This is a genomic window from Brevundimonas sp. GW821-FHT12E07 (assembly GCF_058807035.1).
Window position 1 is genome coordinate 1,523,916 of the sequence record NZ_JBXAQH010000001.1, and the last position, 14,669, is coordinate 1,538,584.

The 14,669-nt window shown below is 66.0% G+C and carries 11 protein-coding genes; 2 read left to right on the forward strand and 9 right to left on the reverse strand.

Annotation, left to right across the window (positions count from 1 at the left end; all coding sequences use genetic code 11):
• The 4 genes from AC1ROD_RS07105 to AC1ROD_RS07120 form a co-directional block, all read right to left on the reverse strand.
• Complete coding sequence (locus AC1ROD_RS07105; RefSeq protein WP_492947542.1) at window positions 1–3,456, reverse strand: response regulator; 3,456 nt, start codon at window positions 3,454–3,456, stop codon at window positions 1–3.
• Between the two features lie 856 nt (window positions 3,457–4,312).
• A complete protein-coding gene (locus AC1ROD_RS07110; RefSeq protein WP_492947543.1) occupies window positions 4,313–4,480 on the reverse strand; it encodes a hypothetical protein in 168 nt (55 codons plus the stop codon).
• A 144-nt stretch (window positions 4,481–4,624) separates the two neighbouring features.
• Complete coding sequence (locus AC1ROD_RS07115) at window positions 4,625–5,440, reverse strand: transglutaminase-like domain-containing protein (RefSeq protein WP_492947544.1); 816 nt, start codon at window positions 5,438–5,440, stop codon at window positions 4,625–4,627.
• Between the two features lie 2 nt (window positions 5,441–5,442).
• Window positions 5,443–6,381, reverse strand: a complete 939-nt coding sequence (locus AC1ROD_RS07120; RefSeq protein ID WP_492947545.1) for a transglutaminase family protein — start codon at window positions 6,379–6,381, stop codon at window positions 5,443–5,445.
• Window positions 6,382–6,394: 13 nt separating this feature from the next.
• Between AC1ROD_RS07120 and AC1ROD_RS07125 the strand changes: the two genes are divergently transcribed.
• Window positions 6,395–7,165: an N-formylglutamate amidohydrolase gene (locus tag AC1ROD_RS07125; RefSeq protein ID WP_492947546.1), complete on the forward strand. Its 771-nt coding sequence runs from the start codon at window positions 6,395–6,397 to the stop codon at window positions 7,163–7,165.
• A 25-nt stretch (window positions 7,166–7,190) separates the two neighbouring features.
• On the opposite strand, the gene AC1ROD_RS07130 is transcribed toward AC1ROD_RS07125, so the two are convergent.
• The 4 genes from AC1ROD_RS07130 to AC1ROD_RS07145 are packed head-to-tail and all read right to left on the reverse strand — an operon-like array spanning window position 7,191 to window position 10,784.
• Entirely contained in the window at window positions 7,191–7,571 is a 381-nt protein-coding gene (locus tag AC1ROD_RS07130; RefSeq protein ID WP_492947547.1) for a hypothetical protein, read from the reverse strand.
• Window positions 7,572–7,616: 45 nt separating this feature from the next.
• Window positions 7,617–9,083, reverse strand: a complete 1,467-nt coding sequence (locus AC1ROD_RS07135) for a S41 family peptidase (protein WP_492947548.1) — start codon at window positions 9,081–9,083, stop codon at window positions 7,617–7,619.
• A 40-nt stretch (window positions 9,084–9,123) separates the two neighbouring features.
• Window positions 9,124–10,305 (reverse strand): AraC family transcriptional regulator, encoded by a 1,182-nt coding sequence (locus tag AC1ROD_RS07140; protein ID WP_492947549.1) that lies wholly within the window; start codon window positions 10,303–10,305, stop codon window positions 9,124–9,126.
• A gap of 59 nt (window positions 10,306–10,364) precedes the next feature.
• Window positions 10,365–10,784 carry a BLUF domain-containing protein gene (locus tag AC1ROD_RS07145; protein WP_492947550.1) on the reverse strand — a complete coding sequence of 140 codons (420 nt, stop codon included), beginning with the start codon at window positions 10,782–10,784 and terminating at the stop codon, window positions 10,365–10,367.
• 515 nt (window positions 10,785–11,299) lie between these two features.
• Between AC1ROD_RS07145 and AC1ROD_RS07150 the strand changes: the two genes are divergently transcribed.
• Complete coding sequence (locus AC1ROD_RS07150; RefSeq protein WP_492947551.1) at window positions 11,300–13,222, forward strand: response regulator; 1,923 nt, start codon at window positions 11,300–11,302, stop codon at window positions 13,220–13,222.
• Between the two features lie 295 nt (window positions 13,223–13,517).
• Here the strand turns inward: AC1ROD_RS07150 and AC1ROD_RS07155 are convergent, their stop codons facing one another.
• Window positions 13,518–14,459, reverse strand: coding sequence for a histone deacetylase family protein (locus AC1ROD_RS07155; protein WP_492947552.1), 942 nt, complete (start codon window positions 14,457–14,459; stop codon window positions 13,518–13,520).
• Window positions 14,460–14,669: the final 210 nt, after the last annotated feature.

A 14,669-nucleotide genomic window follows, 5' to 3' on the forward strand; every position in this document is an offset into this window, starting at 1 on the left:
TCAGCGGGCCAGCCACACGCGCACAAGCGACAACAGTTTGTCCACGTCGATCGGCTTGGCCATATAGTCGCTGGCCCCGGCCGCCAGACAGCGCTCCTGGTCGTCAGGCATGGCCTTGGCCGTCAGCATGACGATCGGCAGGGCCTTGTGCCGTTCGTCCTCGCGGATGCGCCGGGTCGCGGTCAGACCGTCCATGACCGGCATCATCACATCCATCAGCACCAGATCGATCTTTCCGTCGTCTCCCTCAGCGTCCGCCTGGAGGCGGTCGAGGGCGTCCTTGCCATTGCGCGCGATCTCGACGACCGCGCCTCGGGGCTCCAGAACGTTGGTCAGGGAGTAGACGTTGCGTACGTCGTCCTCGACGATGAGAATTCTTTTCCCTTCGAGAACGGCGTCGCGGTTGCGGGCCTTGCGGATCAGGCTCTGCTGCTCGGCCGGCAGCTCGGACACAACCTGGTGGAGGAAGAGCGAGACTTCATCGAGCAGCCGCTCCGGGGAGCGCGCGCCCTTGATGATGATGGAGCTGGAATAGCGACGCAGCGCCTGTTCGCTCTCCTGGGAGAGATCCTGACCCGTGTAGACGATGACGGGAGGGAAGGCCGGGCTCTCGGCCTGGCTCAGCATCTCCAGCAACTGCACGCCCGAGGCGTCGGGCAAGGTCAGATCCAGAACCATGCAGTCGAAGGTCTGCTCCTTCAAGGCGGCCAGGCAATCCGCCGCCGACCCGACGCCGACGGTCTCCACCTGGCCCGACGAGAGCAGGGCCTGGACCGCCTCGCGCTGGACGGTGTCGTCCTCGACCACCAGGATCCGGCGCACCGTCCGATCCAGACTGCGCTCGAGATCGGAGAGGACGTTCGCCAGGTCCTCTCGCGGAACCGGCTTTCTCGTATAGCCGCGAGCCCCGAGGGCGAGAGCGGTCTGGCTCTGGTCCTCGCCGGAAACGATGTGGATCGGAATATGACGGGTCGCATCGTCACGCTTGAGGCTGTCCAGAACGGTCAGACCGGACTGATCGGGCAGGCCGATGTCGAGAATGATCGCGCTGGGCTGATGTCGCCGCGCCAAAACCAGGGCTTCTTCTCCGGTTGCAGCCACCAGGCAATGGAAGCCCAGTTCCCGCGAGAGATCGCGCACGATGGTGGCGAACCGGTCGTCATCCTCGATGACTAGCAGCACCCGCCGCCCGCTCTCGGTGTGTTCACGATCGTCCTCGACGGCCCGTGGCAGGGCGCGTGCCCGGGTCCGGGCCGGCCCGGACGCGGTCTCGGTCGGGGGCGCGGCGCGGGACGCGGCGACGCCCTGTGAACCGGAACGGCCTTCGGGCGCATGCGCCGGAACGGCGACGGGGACGTAATCGAGAGGAAGGAACAGGGTGAAGAGGCTGCCTTCGCCGGGTGCGCTTTCGAGCCGGATCGCGCCGCCGAGCAGGCGAGCCAGCTCGCGCGAGATCGACAGGCCAAGCCCGGTTCCGCCGTATTTGCGGCTGATGCCGCCGTCGGCCTGCTGGAAGGCCTCGAACACCCCCGCCTGTTGCTCACGGGAAATGCCGATGCCGGTGTCTTTCACGGCGAAGGCGACCCCGGCCCCATCGCGGTGGACGGTAAGGCGCACGCTGCCGGCCTCCGTAAACTTGCAGGCGTTGGACAGCAGGTTCTTGAGAATTTGCTCGAGGCGTTGGCGGTCGGTCTCGATCTGCGCGGGAAGATCCGAGGCGAGATCGATCTCGAAGGTCAGGCCGCGATCCTCGGCGAGGGGCCGGAACAGTCGATCGAGATCGGCGGCGACCCGTTGCAGGGCCACGCCCTCGGGTCGGATATCGACATGGCCGGCCTCGATCTTGGAGAGATCAAGGATGTCGTTGATCAGGGTCAGGAGGTCGTCCCCCGACGACTGGATGGTGCGGGCGTAGCGCACCTGTTCCTCGGTCAGGTTGCCCTGGTCATTGTCCCCGAGAAGCTTGGACAGGATAAGCAGGGAGTTCAGCGGCGTTCGCAACTCGTGCGACATATTGGCGAGGAAGTCGGACTTGTAGCGGCTGGCCTGTTCCAAATCCTCCGCCTTGCGGCCCAGTTCGGCGCCGGCGCGCTCCAGATCGTCGCGCTGGGTCTCCAGGGTTTGCGCCTGCTCTTCGAGCTGGCTGTTGGTCTGCTCGAGTTCGACCTGCTGCTGTTCGAGCCGGGCCTGTTGCTCCTTCAGCGCGCGGCCCTGTTCTTCCAGCTCCTCATTGGAAACCCGCAGCTCCTCGCTCTGGACCTGAAGCTCCTCGGCCTGACGCTGCGTCTCCTCCAGCGCATTTTGCAGGTCGGAGCGGTACCGGGCGGAGCGTAGCGCAATGCCGATGGCGTCCTCGGCCTGGGCGAGGAAGGTCAGGACGAGGTCGTCAGGCTGGTGCAGGAAGCCCAGTTCGATGACGGCGTTGATGGTCGTCTCGGCCCGGGCGGGTGCGATCAGCAGGTGACGGGGACGATCGCGGCCGAGAGCGGAGCCGAAGGTCAGATAGCCCTCCGGCACATCGGACAGAAGCATGGCCTCGCCTTCAGCGGCGACCTGGCCGAGAAGACTCTCCTTTGCGCGGAATCCGGTCGGCACGGGCGCATCATCCGGAACGCCCAGGAGGGCGGCGCGGCGAAACTGACCGGCCTCTCCCTTGAACAGGGCGCCGGCCTGGGCGCCGACATAGCGCGACAAGTAGGCCAGCACCCGTTCCGACAGCTGCTCGACATTGAGATCTCCGCTCATGGATTCGCCCAGCCCGACCTGGCCGGTCTGGAGCCAGTCCTGACGCGCCCGGGCGCGAGCGCTGCGGCGAATGAGGAGGAAGACGGCGATCGTCAGGGCCGCACCGAGGAGGGCGGACAACAGACCGCTGATCAACGCCGTCCGGTAGGCGGTCTCCATCTCGGCAAGCCACTGCTGCCTTTGGCGCAGCCCCTCCGCACGGATTGCGGCGACCTGTTCACGCACCCCGTCCATCTCCGTCTTGCCCCGGTCGGTGGCGACGACGGCAAGGGCGGCCTGGAGACCCTCGGTGCGGCGCAAGCCGATGGTCTCTTCGAGTTCGGAGGTCTTGCGCGCCACATGGCGACGCAGCATGGCGACGCTCGCCTCCTGGCGCGGATTGTCGCGGGTCAGACGCGCGAGACCGTCCAGTCGGCTGTTGATGACCGCGGTCGCCCGGTCATAAGGCTCCAGATAGCGGTCGTCGCCGGTGAGGAGGTATCCCCGCTGACCGGTTTCGGCGTCCTGCACCGCACTCAGCAACTCGTCTGCACTGACCAGGACAGTATGGGTCTGGATGACGCGCTGATTATTGGCGCGCAAGGCCGAGACGTTGGACCAGGCCATGGCGCCGGTGATGAGGAAGAAGGCCAGCACCGTCGCCAGCCCCGCTCCGGCCCAGACTTCGATCCTCGACCGGGCGACGACGGCGCGGGACTGGGAACGGGACATGCAAGGCCTCGGCGTTGGGGGAGACCCGACCTAGCGGGCGACCGCGATTAATCAAGCCGCAATCGCTGGGTCTCCGAATGCCCGTCTGACAATCCCGCCTCGTTGCGCGCGCCACAGGGGCGATCGGTCCTTTGACGGCCGGCGACTCCGGCAATGGCGAGGCGCCAGACCCGTCGCAAGCCCAAGGGACGCGGGTCGAGCGCCTGGGCTGGACCACCGGTCAGCAGACCGGCCGCAAACCCCGATCCGGTCGCGGGATCTACCGCGGTGAGCCTGCCTCTGGTCGAGCATCAGGGTTCGCCGTGCTGGAGGGAACCGTGGGGGCGTTTACATTTGGAGCCTCCCCGGTGGGCACAGGCCGAGCCTCGCCCGTGGCGGAGGTCGGCGCGTCCGCCGTTGGCGGACGGCCTTGCGCATCGCCCTCGAAGCTGCGCACGGCGGCTGCTCCGCCGCCGACGTCGCTCGCCTCCGACGAGAAGGCGCCGTGGAAGAGCGCCCAGAGACCGAACAGGGCCAGGGCCGCAGCGGCGGTCGAGACGACGAGGACAAGGAGAACCGGGACCCCGGGGCGCCCCGCCCGAACCAGTTCCGCGTCGACCGGGCGGCCTTCGTGAACGGCGTCGGCCGCACGGTCATGTCGGTCGGGATCTTCTGGGGTCATCGTCCATCCTCTGGTTCACGGGGTCAACGCGACCCTTCTCAAGGTGTTGCGTCGCGCGTCAGAAGAATCGGAGAGTTCCCGGGTCGGCCCGCTTCCGATGGCCGGTCAGACGGCCGGTCTGAACTTTGCTTCGCCCGGTCCCGGCGCGGGTCAGGCGAAGTCCTGTTGAGAGAGTGTTCCGCGCCGTCGCGGAGCTCAGCCCGCCGGTGCGTTTGAGACGCTGGCGGCGGCCTTCGCGTCAAATGCAGCGGCCAAGCTCAGAAGTTCCTGACGGATGGCGGCGTCGGAGGTCAGGGACGCCGCCTTGCGGCAGATGGCGGCCTTGGCTCTCGCAGACGCGGGGGTCAGAGGGGTCTTCGCCATGGACTCCGGTCTAGGGGAAAATACTTATCCGACGATGAAAGTCTGGAAAAAGGTTTGGGATTTCAAGGGGAGCGGCCGTCGCTCGGACGGGGCCAGAATTGGTCATCTGCGGAGCCCACTCTTCCAATCCTGGCTGCGGCGGCTTCAGGCGAGGGCGTCGATCTCTTCGGTCACCACCTTGAACCGGGTCAGGGTCGCCTGACCAAAGGCGGTCGTCAGGGCCGCATCGACCGCATCCCGACCCCGCGCCATGACGATCCGGCCGATCCGCGGCCGGTTGTGGCGGGCGTCGAAGGTGCGCCAGGCGCCGCCCAGATAGACCTCGAACCAGGCTGAGAAATCCATCGGGGCGTCGATGGGATCAATGCCGATGTCGCCGAGATAGCCGGTGCAGTAGCGGGCGGGGATATTCATGCAGCGGCACAGGGTGATGGCCAGGTGAGCGAAGTCGCGGCAGACCCCGGCGCGCTCGTCGTGAGCTTCGTAGGCGGTCTTGGTCGCCCTCGCATGGTGGTAGCCAAAGGCGATCCGCTCATGGGTATAGTCCACGATGGCCTGGACCCGCGCCCAGCCGGGCGTCGTGTGGCCGAAGGCGATCCAGGCGGTGTCCAGCATCCGGTCGGTCTCGCAGTAGCGGCTGGCGAGGAGATAGACGAGCACGTCCTCCGGAAGATCCTCGACAGGGTGCTGGACCGCGTCGGCGATGACGGGGTCAGGCTGGCCGGAGTCCTCGACGACGAAGTCGCAAGACAGATCCAGGCCGCCCACCGGCAAGGTGAAGCGACTGACGACATTGCCGAAGCTGTCCGCGTATTCGAACATCGGCACGTCGGGCGAGGCGACGATCCGGTGCGGGGTGCGCAGATCGTGATGGCGCGACGGATGCAGGCTCAGCAGGGCCAGCATCGGCGTCGGGCGGTCGGTTTCGAAGCGGATGTCGTATCCGACGCGAATGAGCATGGTCAGAGGACGTCCTGGGGCGCGGAGGGAACAAGGGGCGCGTTGGAAAGCGGAGCCGCGGCCAATGGTTCCGGCTCGACATCGATCTGTACGGTGACGTCCATCCCTGTCGCGCTTCCGGGAAAGCCGGTCCAGGCGCCGGACAGGGGCAGGGCCTGATACGGATCGCGAGCAATGGCGACCCGGATCAGGCCGCGGTTGCCGATGATGCCGTTCGTCGGATCGAACTCCACCCAGCCCGAGCCGGGAATGAAGATGCGGACCCAGGCGTGGGTGTTTCCGCCGCCGACCCGACCATCATGCTGCGTCGGCGAGTAGACATAGCCGGACACGAACCGGGCCGCGAAGCCGAGGGAACGCACCGCCTCGATCATCAGGACGGCATAGTCCCGGCAGGTGCCCTGGCGGTATTTCAAGGTCTCCACCGGCGACTGGGTCCCCTTCTCGGCGCGGGGGATATAGGTGAACTCGCGCTTGATGGTCCGCGTCATCTCGGTCAGCAGGCCGAGCGTCGGGGTGCGGGTGTCGGTATCGAGGAAGCGCCGCGCCCATTGGTCGACCACCCGGTCAGGGTCGTGATGCTGGCGCTCGATCGAACGCAGCAGGTCCGGCATGTCTTCCGACGAATAGGTGAAGGGGTAGTCGCGGGCATAGTCCTCGATATCGACCCGCTCGGGCTCGACCGGGGCGTGCTCCATGCGCACCCGGCTGTCGAAACGCAGTTCGGTGGCGCGGCGGTCGAACCGGGCCAGGGCCACGGCGTTGCCGAACACGTCCTGGACCCAGCGCAGGTCGGCGGGCGCCGGATCGATGTCGAGGGTGGCCTCTATCAGCCGCTGGTCATAGCTCTCGCGCGGCCGCACCATGATGCGGTGCTCGCCGAAGGCGACCGGCTGGTTGTACCGGTAGACGGTCAGGTGGGAGAGGGTGAGGATTGGCATGACGGAGAGCGGAATGAGCGGCGGCGGACTTCTGGGGCCGCGGGATCCGCGAACGGTGTCGCTTGTAAACCCGACCGGAGCCTCTCCGTTCCTGCTCATCGGGGACCACGCCGGGCGCGCCATTCCGGAAGCCCTCGGTGATCTGGGGCTATCGCAAGAGGATCGGGTCCGGCACATCGCGTGGGACATCGGCGTCCGGGCGCTTGGGGAAGCCATGGCCGGCAGGCTGGATGCCGTCTTCATCGCCCAGACCTGGTCGCGGCTGGTCATCGACTGCAATCGCGATCCGGAACGGCCCGACGCCATTCCCGAGGTCAGCGACGGATCAACGATCGCGGGCAATGCGGATCTCACGCCTGAGGAGCGGGCGGCGCGCATCCATGAAATCCACAACCCCTACCAGGAGGCCATCGCCGCAGAACTGCGTCGACGGTCGGATGAAGGGCGCGAGACGATACTGGTGGCTCTGCACAGTTTCACGCCGCGGATGGGCGGTTTCGACCGGCCCTGGGACGCGGGTGTTTTGCACGACGCCGGCGATCCGGCATTCGCGCTCAGCATGCTGAAGCAAATGAAGGCCACGCCTGGTCTGACCATCGGTGACAATGAACCCTACCGGATGGACGGTATCGACTACACCGTGCCCCGGCATGCCTTTTCCGCCGGGCTCCCCTATGTCGAACTGGAGATCCGGCAGGACCATCTGGGGACCGACGAGGGCGTCGCAGTATGGTCCGAGCGGCTTCAGGCCTGGCTGCAGCGAGCGCACAGCGATCGCGTTTGAATGCGCGTGGATGGCGGCGGACGCGTCAAGGCGCGGGACTCTGCGGCGTCGCGGTCCAGATGAAAACAAAGCTGCGGTGTTCGGCCCAGGTCTGCCCCTCGATGTGATCGCCTGCGAGGCAGGCGGCCGTGTGATATGGGCCGACCCCGTCCGTCGTTCGAAACGAGACACACAGCCTTCCGTTTTGAGCCTTCCAACGCCCGGCCTCGATCGGGCTCTCATAGAAGTCGCCGGTGACCGCGCCGTCCGGCGAGAGCCTCAGGTGCATGGGCTTCAGGTAAGGGGCCGTCGGGTCGGTCGACAGGTCGACCGTCCAGTCGCCGGACAGGGCCTGGGGGCGCAAAGCTTCGGGTGGCGCAGCGGCTGCGGACAAGGCGGTCATGGTCAGGAGAGTCGCGATCAGCACGGGGAAGCTCCGTGGAAAGAGGCGGGCCATCGAGGCTCGCAAGGTTCAGGCGGCAAGATGGTGAAGTGCGGCGATCATCTGGGGGTCGCGCGCGAGCCGGATGTCTTCAGCGGTCGTCGGTACAGCGATGTCCGGCAGAATGGCGGCATCAGGCTGCGGCGTCGACGGGAAGCTTGCGATCAGAGGCAGGTCGACTTCAAGACCGGAGGCCGGCAGTCTGAGGAAGAAAAAGGCGCCGCCATTGATGCCGCGCCGGTTGCCCCCGGTCGGCTGGCCGACGAGGGTGGCTGCGCCGCTCTCCTGAACGGCCTGGGCGAAGCCGAACGTGGCGGAACTGTTGGAGGCGTCACAGAGCACGGCGACCTTGCCGCGAAACCGCTTGCCGGACGGTCTGATGAGGACGCTGTCGTCGCCGTCATCATAGCGGGTCAGACGGTAGTAGCCGGGACGTTCCGCCGAGGGTTGAGCCTGATCTCCCCAATCCAGGAAGCTGCGATCCCAAGTGTGGAGATAGGGACGAACCGCGTCCGGCGCGCTGCGATAGCGTGTCCAGCGCTGGTTCCGCGACAGGGGCAGATCCTTCTCTACCAGCCGGCTGAGAATGACGTTGCCGCAATCCAGTCCGCCTTCATTGCCCCGCAGGTCGATGACCAGTCCTCTGATCCCGTCGCCCGATAGATCATCCATCGCCTGACCCAGCCAGGCCTCCCAGGCGAAGGTTGTTTCGTACAGCGCCCAGTTGGGCATGGTCAGGACGGCGATGCCATCGGGTCGCTTCAGCAGCGTCCAGGGGTTACCTCCGCCCGAAGGATCGGCGGAGGCCGGGAGGCGGCGACGCCGCTCCTCAAGAGAGAGCAGGGGAGACCGGATGCTGCGCCCGTCCGCGAGCGTGAAGGTCGCGGTGTCCTTGATCGGCAGGATCAGAGGCAGGTGGATGTCGAAGGTTTCGAAGCGGTCTTCGCCACGAACCTCCATCAGATTGATCCGCTTGGGATCGTTGTGACCGTCCGCGCGGGCGAGGGGGATAAGCTGGGCGAGGAGCTCGGCGGTCGGGGCGGCGTCGATGGCCGTGACCACCGACCCTCGAGAAAACGTCTGTCCGGCGCTGTGATCATCGGTGACGACCATGCATCCGTCGATCCAGCGGAACCGAAAGGGAACCAGGGATGCACCGGGATACATTGCCGCCACCATGGCGTCGGAGCCGTTGTAAGGGCTGGGGTAGGTGTGGCCGCACCGGATCGAGGCGGTGACGCGGGTCAGGGCGAGAAAGCGGTCGCGAAAGGACGCTGGAGCCTTCCAGACCGCGGACAGACCGTTCAATCGACCGGTGATGTCTGCAGGGGTGTTGTAGCGATACAGACCGGGATGCATGGCCTCCCACGTCTCGCGAAGGATGGCGACATCGCCGCTCCAGTCGTCGTCGAGAACACGGGCCCAGGCCGGCGTTGCGGAGACAAGGCCGAGGCCGGCCGAAAGTTGGAGAAGGCGGCGTCGGTTCAACGCAGACATGGAAGCTCCTGCAGAGGTCATCCCGCGACCGTGACCGAACCTATGTCCCGGCGCGCCTCAGATCCGTAGCCGCCGCGATTGAGTCACGATCTGAGACCTTTCGCCGGTATTTCGAAGGCGTCATGCCGTAACGGGCGTGAAAGGCCCGGTTGAAGCTGGCCTTGGAGGCGAAGCCCATCTCGAAAGCGAGATCGAGAAGGTCGGTTTCAGAGCGGGCGGCAAGCGCCTCGGCCACGCCCTCCGCCCTGAGGCTGTTGATGAAGGTGGAAAAGTTCATTCCCAGACCGAGGTTGATGGCGCGCGACAGCTTGCCGGTATTGGTGGCGAGGCGTCGCGCCAGACCCGGGAGGGTCAGCCCCGGTTCGCGCCACCAGGCTTCCACGCGCGTGCGTGCGGCGAAGTCGGCGGCGATAGTCGCCCAGTCCAAGCGGCCCTGTCCGGCCTCGGTCGGATCCGCAGCCGGCGGCCGTATGGGAACAAGAGCCGTGTCCTCGGCGAAAGCCGGCAGTCCGGTCTGGCGCCATCCGGCGACGCCCAGATAGAGGCCGATCGCCCCGAGCACGAGATAGAGGCCGGTTTCCTGGAAATAGTCGATGCCGCCGGTCAGGAACGCCCACAGCCAGAAGCCGACTTCGACCACGAGAGCGATCAGAATTGTGAACCGAACGCGCGAGAGCCATCTCGCCGAGAAGCGGTCGTCGTCGCTGCGGTTGTCGGCCAGGCGTGAGCGGTACCGGGCGAGGACGCGTCCGATCGCCCAGGCGTATCCGCCCAGGCTGATCAGGGTCAGGCTGCTGAGAACGGGGGCGACGAAGGCGTTATGCCCTCCGGTATACCATGCCCATTTGAGATCCCTCGGCAGCAGAAAACAGACGATGAAATAGGCCAGCTGGAGACCCGCGGGCGCGGCGTGCCAAACTCGATGTCGGGGCGTCCTGCCTGTTTCGAGCGCAGAGGCGTAGGCGTACAGCAGCGGGCCGAGCGCCAGCGGGATGGCGAAGGGCGCGAAAGTCAGGTCTCTCCAGACATCATACGCCCCGGCGAACCCGATGGCGTAGGGAGTGAGAAGCCCGCTGATCACTAGAAGCGCGCCCGCCAGAAGTCGAGGCGGCGCCCTGTCGGGGTCCGCAACCATGATCATTCCGGCGAGGACGATGATCTCGATGATCAACAGACCCAGCGCCGCCGTTCGCCAGCCGAGGAAAAGGTTTTCAAAGCCCATTCAGCGAGGCTAGGGGCAACGGCGGTGGTGAGAAAGACCTTCCGCTCTCGACGGCTCGATCAGGGCTGAGCCCGGACCTGCGCCTCCACAAGCGCGAGCACCCTCAAGGTCGCCGTCTCAGGGTCCGACGACGCCAGTTCAACAATCTCATCCATCTCGGGGGCCCGCGAGATCGAGATACCGGCGGCGGCCATCGTCCAGTTTGCGAACCGGCGGTGGTGAATGGGGCCACGGCACAGGATCGCGATATCATGGTGCCGGCTGTCGTCGCGCAGTCGATCCAGCGTTCGGTCCAGGTCCTGCCGCGCGCCCTCGAGGATCTGAAGGAAGCGGGTGGCGGTCACCACGAGGGCTCCCGTCACACCGTCTCGACGATTGTTCCGATCGGAGACCGCGAGAATATCGGCCAGGATCGCGATTGTCGGATCCGTCTGGGTTGCCTCACTGACGTAGATGACGCGTTCCAGACGAAGGTTCATGTGCGGGCTCCCATACAGGGCAGGGAAGACCGCATGAGTGCGAAGGTTCCTTCGCATGGGGAAGCGCTGCAGCTCGCCGGCTGAGAGCGTCTGGACATGGATGCGCCGACGGGGGCGGTCGGCCCCTCGGCGAACTGGCGTGGACGCGCTTGCCCGCAACCCATCGCGGCTCCGTTCGCGCAGGCGTCACATCCGCAGGTATTCGCCGCCCTGTGTTCGCATCCGGCGAAGGACAGTCGGGTGCGGCTCCCGAGCAGCATCGACGCGAGGCGTCGAGTCCGAGGGGGCAAGGGCGCAAGGGCGGCAGGCGCCATCGCGGCCGCCTCCCAGATGTCACGACGGGCATGCGGGCGCGGTCTTTGCGGCTGCGGCCTTGGATACGCAAAGTCCGCCGCCTCCGACGAGGCGACGGGCTTCTGATCGTCAAATCGATCGGTACGCTACTCAGAGCCTTTGGCTCTGTCCGATAAAGCCGCGTCTCGACACGGGGTTCCAACCCCAAGGACACGACTGGCATGTCGGCGCCCGCTGGCGCAGCCCTTGATGCTGGGTGTCATTACGACACTGGCAGAGCCCTGCATCCGGCGCCCTTGCGAAGCATTGCTGCCGTTCGAGGATTGGCCGAGGCGCACTCCGGAACCGTCGGATGGGAAAGGCTTTCTTTCTGCCAAGCGTCGCTAACGCTCAGGGTTGACCCGCGCGGCGCATCAGGGGATTCACGGCCTATGACAGAGGATACCGAAAGCGCCACCGGCGTTCCGGCCGCCGGCGGTCTGGAGACGCCGAACGAGACCCTGATGGGGCGGACGGGCATGCGCCATTGGAAACAGAGCGTCATCTCCCATGACGGCCTGGATGAGCGCGGCGGCGTCTTCTTCGCAGCCCTCGAAATGACTCGGATGCCGATGATCCTCACCAATCCGAGGCTCGAGGACAATCCCATCGTCTTCGCCAATAACGCCTTCCTGGACCTGACCGGCTACGAGGTCGAGGAGATCGCAGGCCGAAACTGCCGCTTCCTCCAGGGCGCAGAGACCGATCCGGCCGCCGTGTCAGAGCTTCGGCGCGCGGTCGCGGCGCGTGAGGCCATCGCGCTTGAGATTCTCAACTACCGTCGCGATGGATCGGCCTTCTGGAACGCCGTCTTTGTCGGGCCTGTCTATGGGCAGGATGACGAGCTCCTCTACTTCTTTGCAAGCCAGCTCGATGTGACCGCCCGGCGTGAAGCGCTGCAACAGACGCTTCAGTCGCAGAAGATGGAAGCCATCGGCCAGCTGACGGCCGGTCTCGCTCACGACTTCAACAATATCCTGCAGATCATCGACGGCAGTCTGGAGCGCATTGACAGCCGGCGCGGCGATCCCGTCGCCATGGACCGGTTTCTGGGCGCGGCGCGCACGGCGACCTCGCGTGGGGCGGCGCTGACCAAGCAACTTCTGGCCTTCGCCCGCCGCAGCCGGCTCGAGCCGCGCGCCACGGACGTCTCGCTGCTCGTCAACTCCGTCGCCGAACTGCTGGACAGCACGATTGGAGCCGGTTGCACCTTGCAGTTCCATCTTCAGCGTCGTCTGCCGCCGGTGAAGGTCGATCCCATCCTGCTCGAGACCGCCCTGCTGAACCTGATCATCAATGCGCGCGACGCGATGGGCGGTGAAGGCGAAATCACCCTGTCGGTGAAGTTGGCGCGCCTGGAGGGCGACAGCGTTGCGCCCCGTCTGGCCGACGGGGATTACCTCTCGATCGAGGTGAGTGATAACGGTCCCGGCATGCCGCCTCATGTGAAGACCCGCGCCGCCGAGCCGTTCTTCACGACCAAGCCTCCCGGGCAGGGAACCGGCCTGGGGCTTGCCATGGCCCACGGGTTCGCCTCGCAGTCGGGCGGACGGCTCGAAATCGAAAGCGAGGAGGGCGAGGGCGCGACGATCCGCATTCTTCTGCCGGCCATCGCCGATCGGGATGACACGCCGTCGACGCGGTCGGATTTCAATCCCCGACCTGTCGATCTTACAGCCCCACCGCGCATACTGATCGTCGAGGACGAGCCGGAGATCGCGGCGATGGCCAAAGACATTCTTGAAGAAATCGGCTACCGCACGGTTGTCGCTCACAACGCCGACAAGGCGCTGGAAATTTTCAAGGCGTCCCAGGAGGCCGGCGCCTTCGATCTTGTCTTCTCCGATGTGGTCATGCCCGGTCCGGTCAACGGCGTGGCGCTGGCGCAAGAGATTCACCGTCTCAGTCCCGCGACCCCGATCCTCATGACCACGGGGTATAACGATCAGATGGCGCTTGAGGGCCCTCAGGCGGAAGCCATGGATGTCCTCGGCAAGCCGTACAAGCCGAAGGAACTTATTGACCGGGTTCAGGCTGCGCTGCGCAACGGGGCGAGAACCGGACCCGGGCGCCAACGCTCGGACTTCGGCCATGCCCAGTCCTGATGCGGCCTTCACTCCGGATTGCGCCTTGCGCGAAGGGCCTGACTGCAGGCCCTTCGAAAAGGTCGGGTGAACTGACAGCACCATCGTCGAGTTCGAAGTGGGTGAGCCTGAAAATGACGCTGTGTTCCACGGGTGAGGCTCCGGCATGCCTGCGCGCATGAGGAGCGGCGCTCCGGGGGCGCGGCGGGGTCAGGCCCTGGTTTCGGTGTCGTGGGAGATGGACTGACACAAACCCTGAAACCGGGCGAAGGCGCCGACGTCGAGGGCGGCAGTCAGGATCAACGCGCCAGGATGGTCAGATTCCAGCTTTGGCGAGACCTCGGCGCCAAGCGCCAGCGGCTGCGCGATGGAGAATGGCGTGACGATCGGCCAGCCGGTCGATGTCGTCATCATAACCCCCGCCGATAAGTCCCGCGACGGGCGCCACCGGCAGACACGTCTCCAGAACATAGGCGTCCCGAGCCGCGAGGCCCTCGTCGCTGAGGGCCAAACGGCCCAGACGGTCGCGGACATGTGGATCGACACCCGCGTTGTAGAACACGAGGTCCGGACTCACGCCCTCGAGAAGCGCGGGAAGGACGGCGCGGAGTTGAGCCAGATAGGTCTCGTCGCCGGTTCCATCCGGAAGATCGATGTCCAGATCGCTCGGTCCGCGTCGGGTGGGATAGTTCTTCGCGCCATGCATGGAGAACGTGAAGACACGCGGCTCGTTCTCGAACAGAAAGGCCGTTCCGTCGCCCTGATGCACGTCCAGATCGACGACGAGCGCCTGCCTGATCTCGCCAGCCTCCAGCAGGGCATGGCCGACGACGCCGACGTCGTTGAAGACGCAGTATCCCGCTCCAGCTTCCTGCCTGGCGTGGTGACTGCCGCCCGCCGTATTGCACGCAAGGCCGTGTCGCAGGGCGAGCCGCGCCGTCATCAGGGTGCCGCCGACGGCCGCCTGGGCGCGGCGGGCGACGCCGGGGGTCACCGGCATGCCGATGACCCTCTCCAGGCTCAACGGCACCGCCGAATTCAGAACCTGTTGGACATAGGCTGGGTCATGCACCGCGGACAGCATCTCGAAGCTGGCAGGCTCGGGAGTGTACAGCCCTTCCGGGCCGATCAGACCCTTCTCATCCAGCATCTGCGCCAGTCTGGCGTATTTGTGCATGGGGAAGCGATGACCGGGCGGCATGGGCGCGCCATAGGCCGGGTGGTAAACGACAGGCGGGAGGAGGGTCGGGTTGGGCATAGGCTGAGCGTCAACGCGTGAGCAGGCTTCGGGGCGCCGATGGCTGAACTATGTCCAGTTTCAAGGCCTCGACCTCTTGGCCAATGCCTGGATCCGAGAGCCTTCGCTCGACGGTGCTCTTTGGGCAAGGGTCGAATAGACTTGGAAAATTCGCCCCCTCAGGGGAAGCATCCGCTGAAGGGATCCGCCGAAAAGTAGAGCGACCGCCCT

Bases quoted from the DNA above. Each gene is read 5' to 3' on its own strand.
- AC1ROD_RS07105 (WP_492947542.1), bottom strand. From the start codon at position 3,456: ATGTCCCGTTCCCAGTCCCGCGCCGTCGTCGCCCGGTCGAGGATCGAA.
- AC1ROD_RS07110 (WP_492947543.1), bottom strand. From the start codon at position 4,480: ATGGCGAAGACCCCTCTGACCCCCGCGTCTGCGAGAGCCAAGGCCGCC.
- AC1ROD_RS07115 (WP_492947544.1), bottom strand. From the start codon at position 5,440: ATGCTCATTCGCGTCGGATACGACATCCGCTTCGAAACCGACCGCCCG.
- AC1ROD_RS07120 (WP_492947545.1), bottom strand. From the start codon at position 6,381: ATGCCAATCCTCACCCTCTCCCACCTGACCGTCTACCGGTACAACCAG.
- AC1ROD_RS07125 (WP_492947546.1), top strand. From the start codon at position 6,395: ATGAGCGGCGGCGGACTTCTGGGGCCGCGGGATCCGCGAACGGTGTCG.
- AC1ROD_RS07135 (WP_492947548.1), bottom strand. From the start codon at position 9,083: ATGTCTGCGTTGAACCGACGCCGCCTTCTCCAACTTTCGGCCGGCCTC.
- AC1ROD_RS07140 (WP_492947549.1), bottom strand. From the start codon at position 10,305: ATGGGCTTTGAAAACCTTTTCCTCGGCTGGCGAACGGCGGCGCTGGGT.
- AC1ROD_RS07145 (WP_492947550.1), bottom strand. From the start codon at position 10,784: ATGAACCTTCGTCTGGAACGCGTCATCTACGTCAGTGAGGCAACCCAG.
- AC1ROD_RS07150 (WP_492947551.1), top strand. From the start codon at position 11,300: ATGTCGGCGCCCGCTGGCGCAGCCCTTGATGCTGGGTGTCATTACGAC.
- AC1ROD_RS07155 (WP_492947552.1), bottom strand. From the start codon at position 14,459: ATGCCCAACCCGACCCTCCTCCCGCCTGTCGTTTACCACCCGGCCTAT.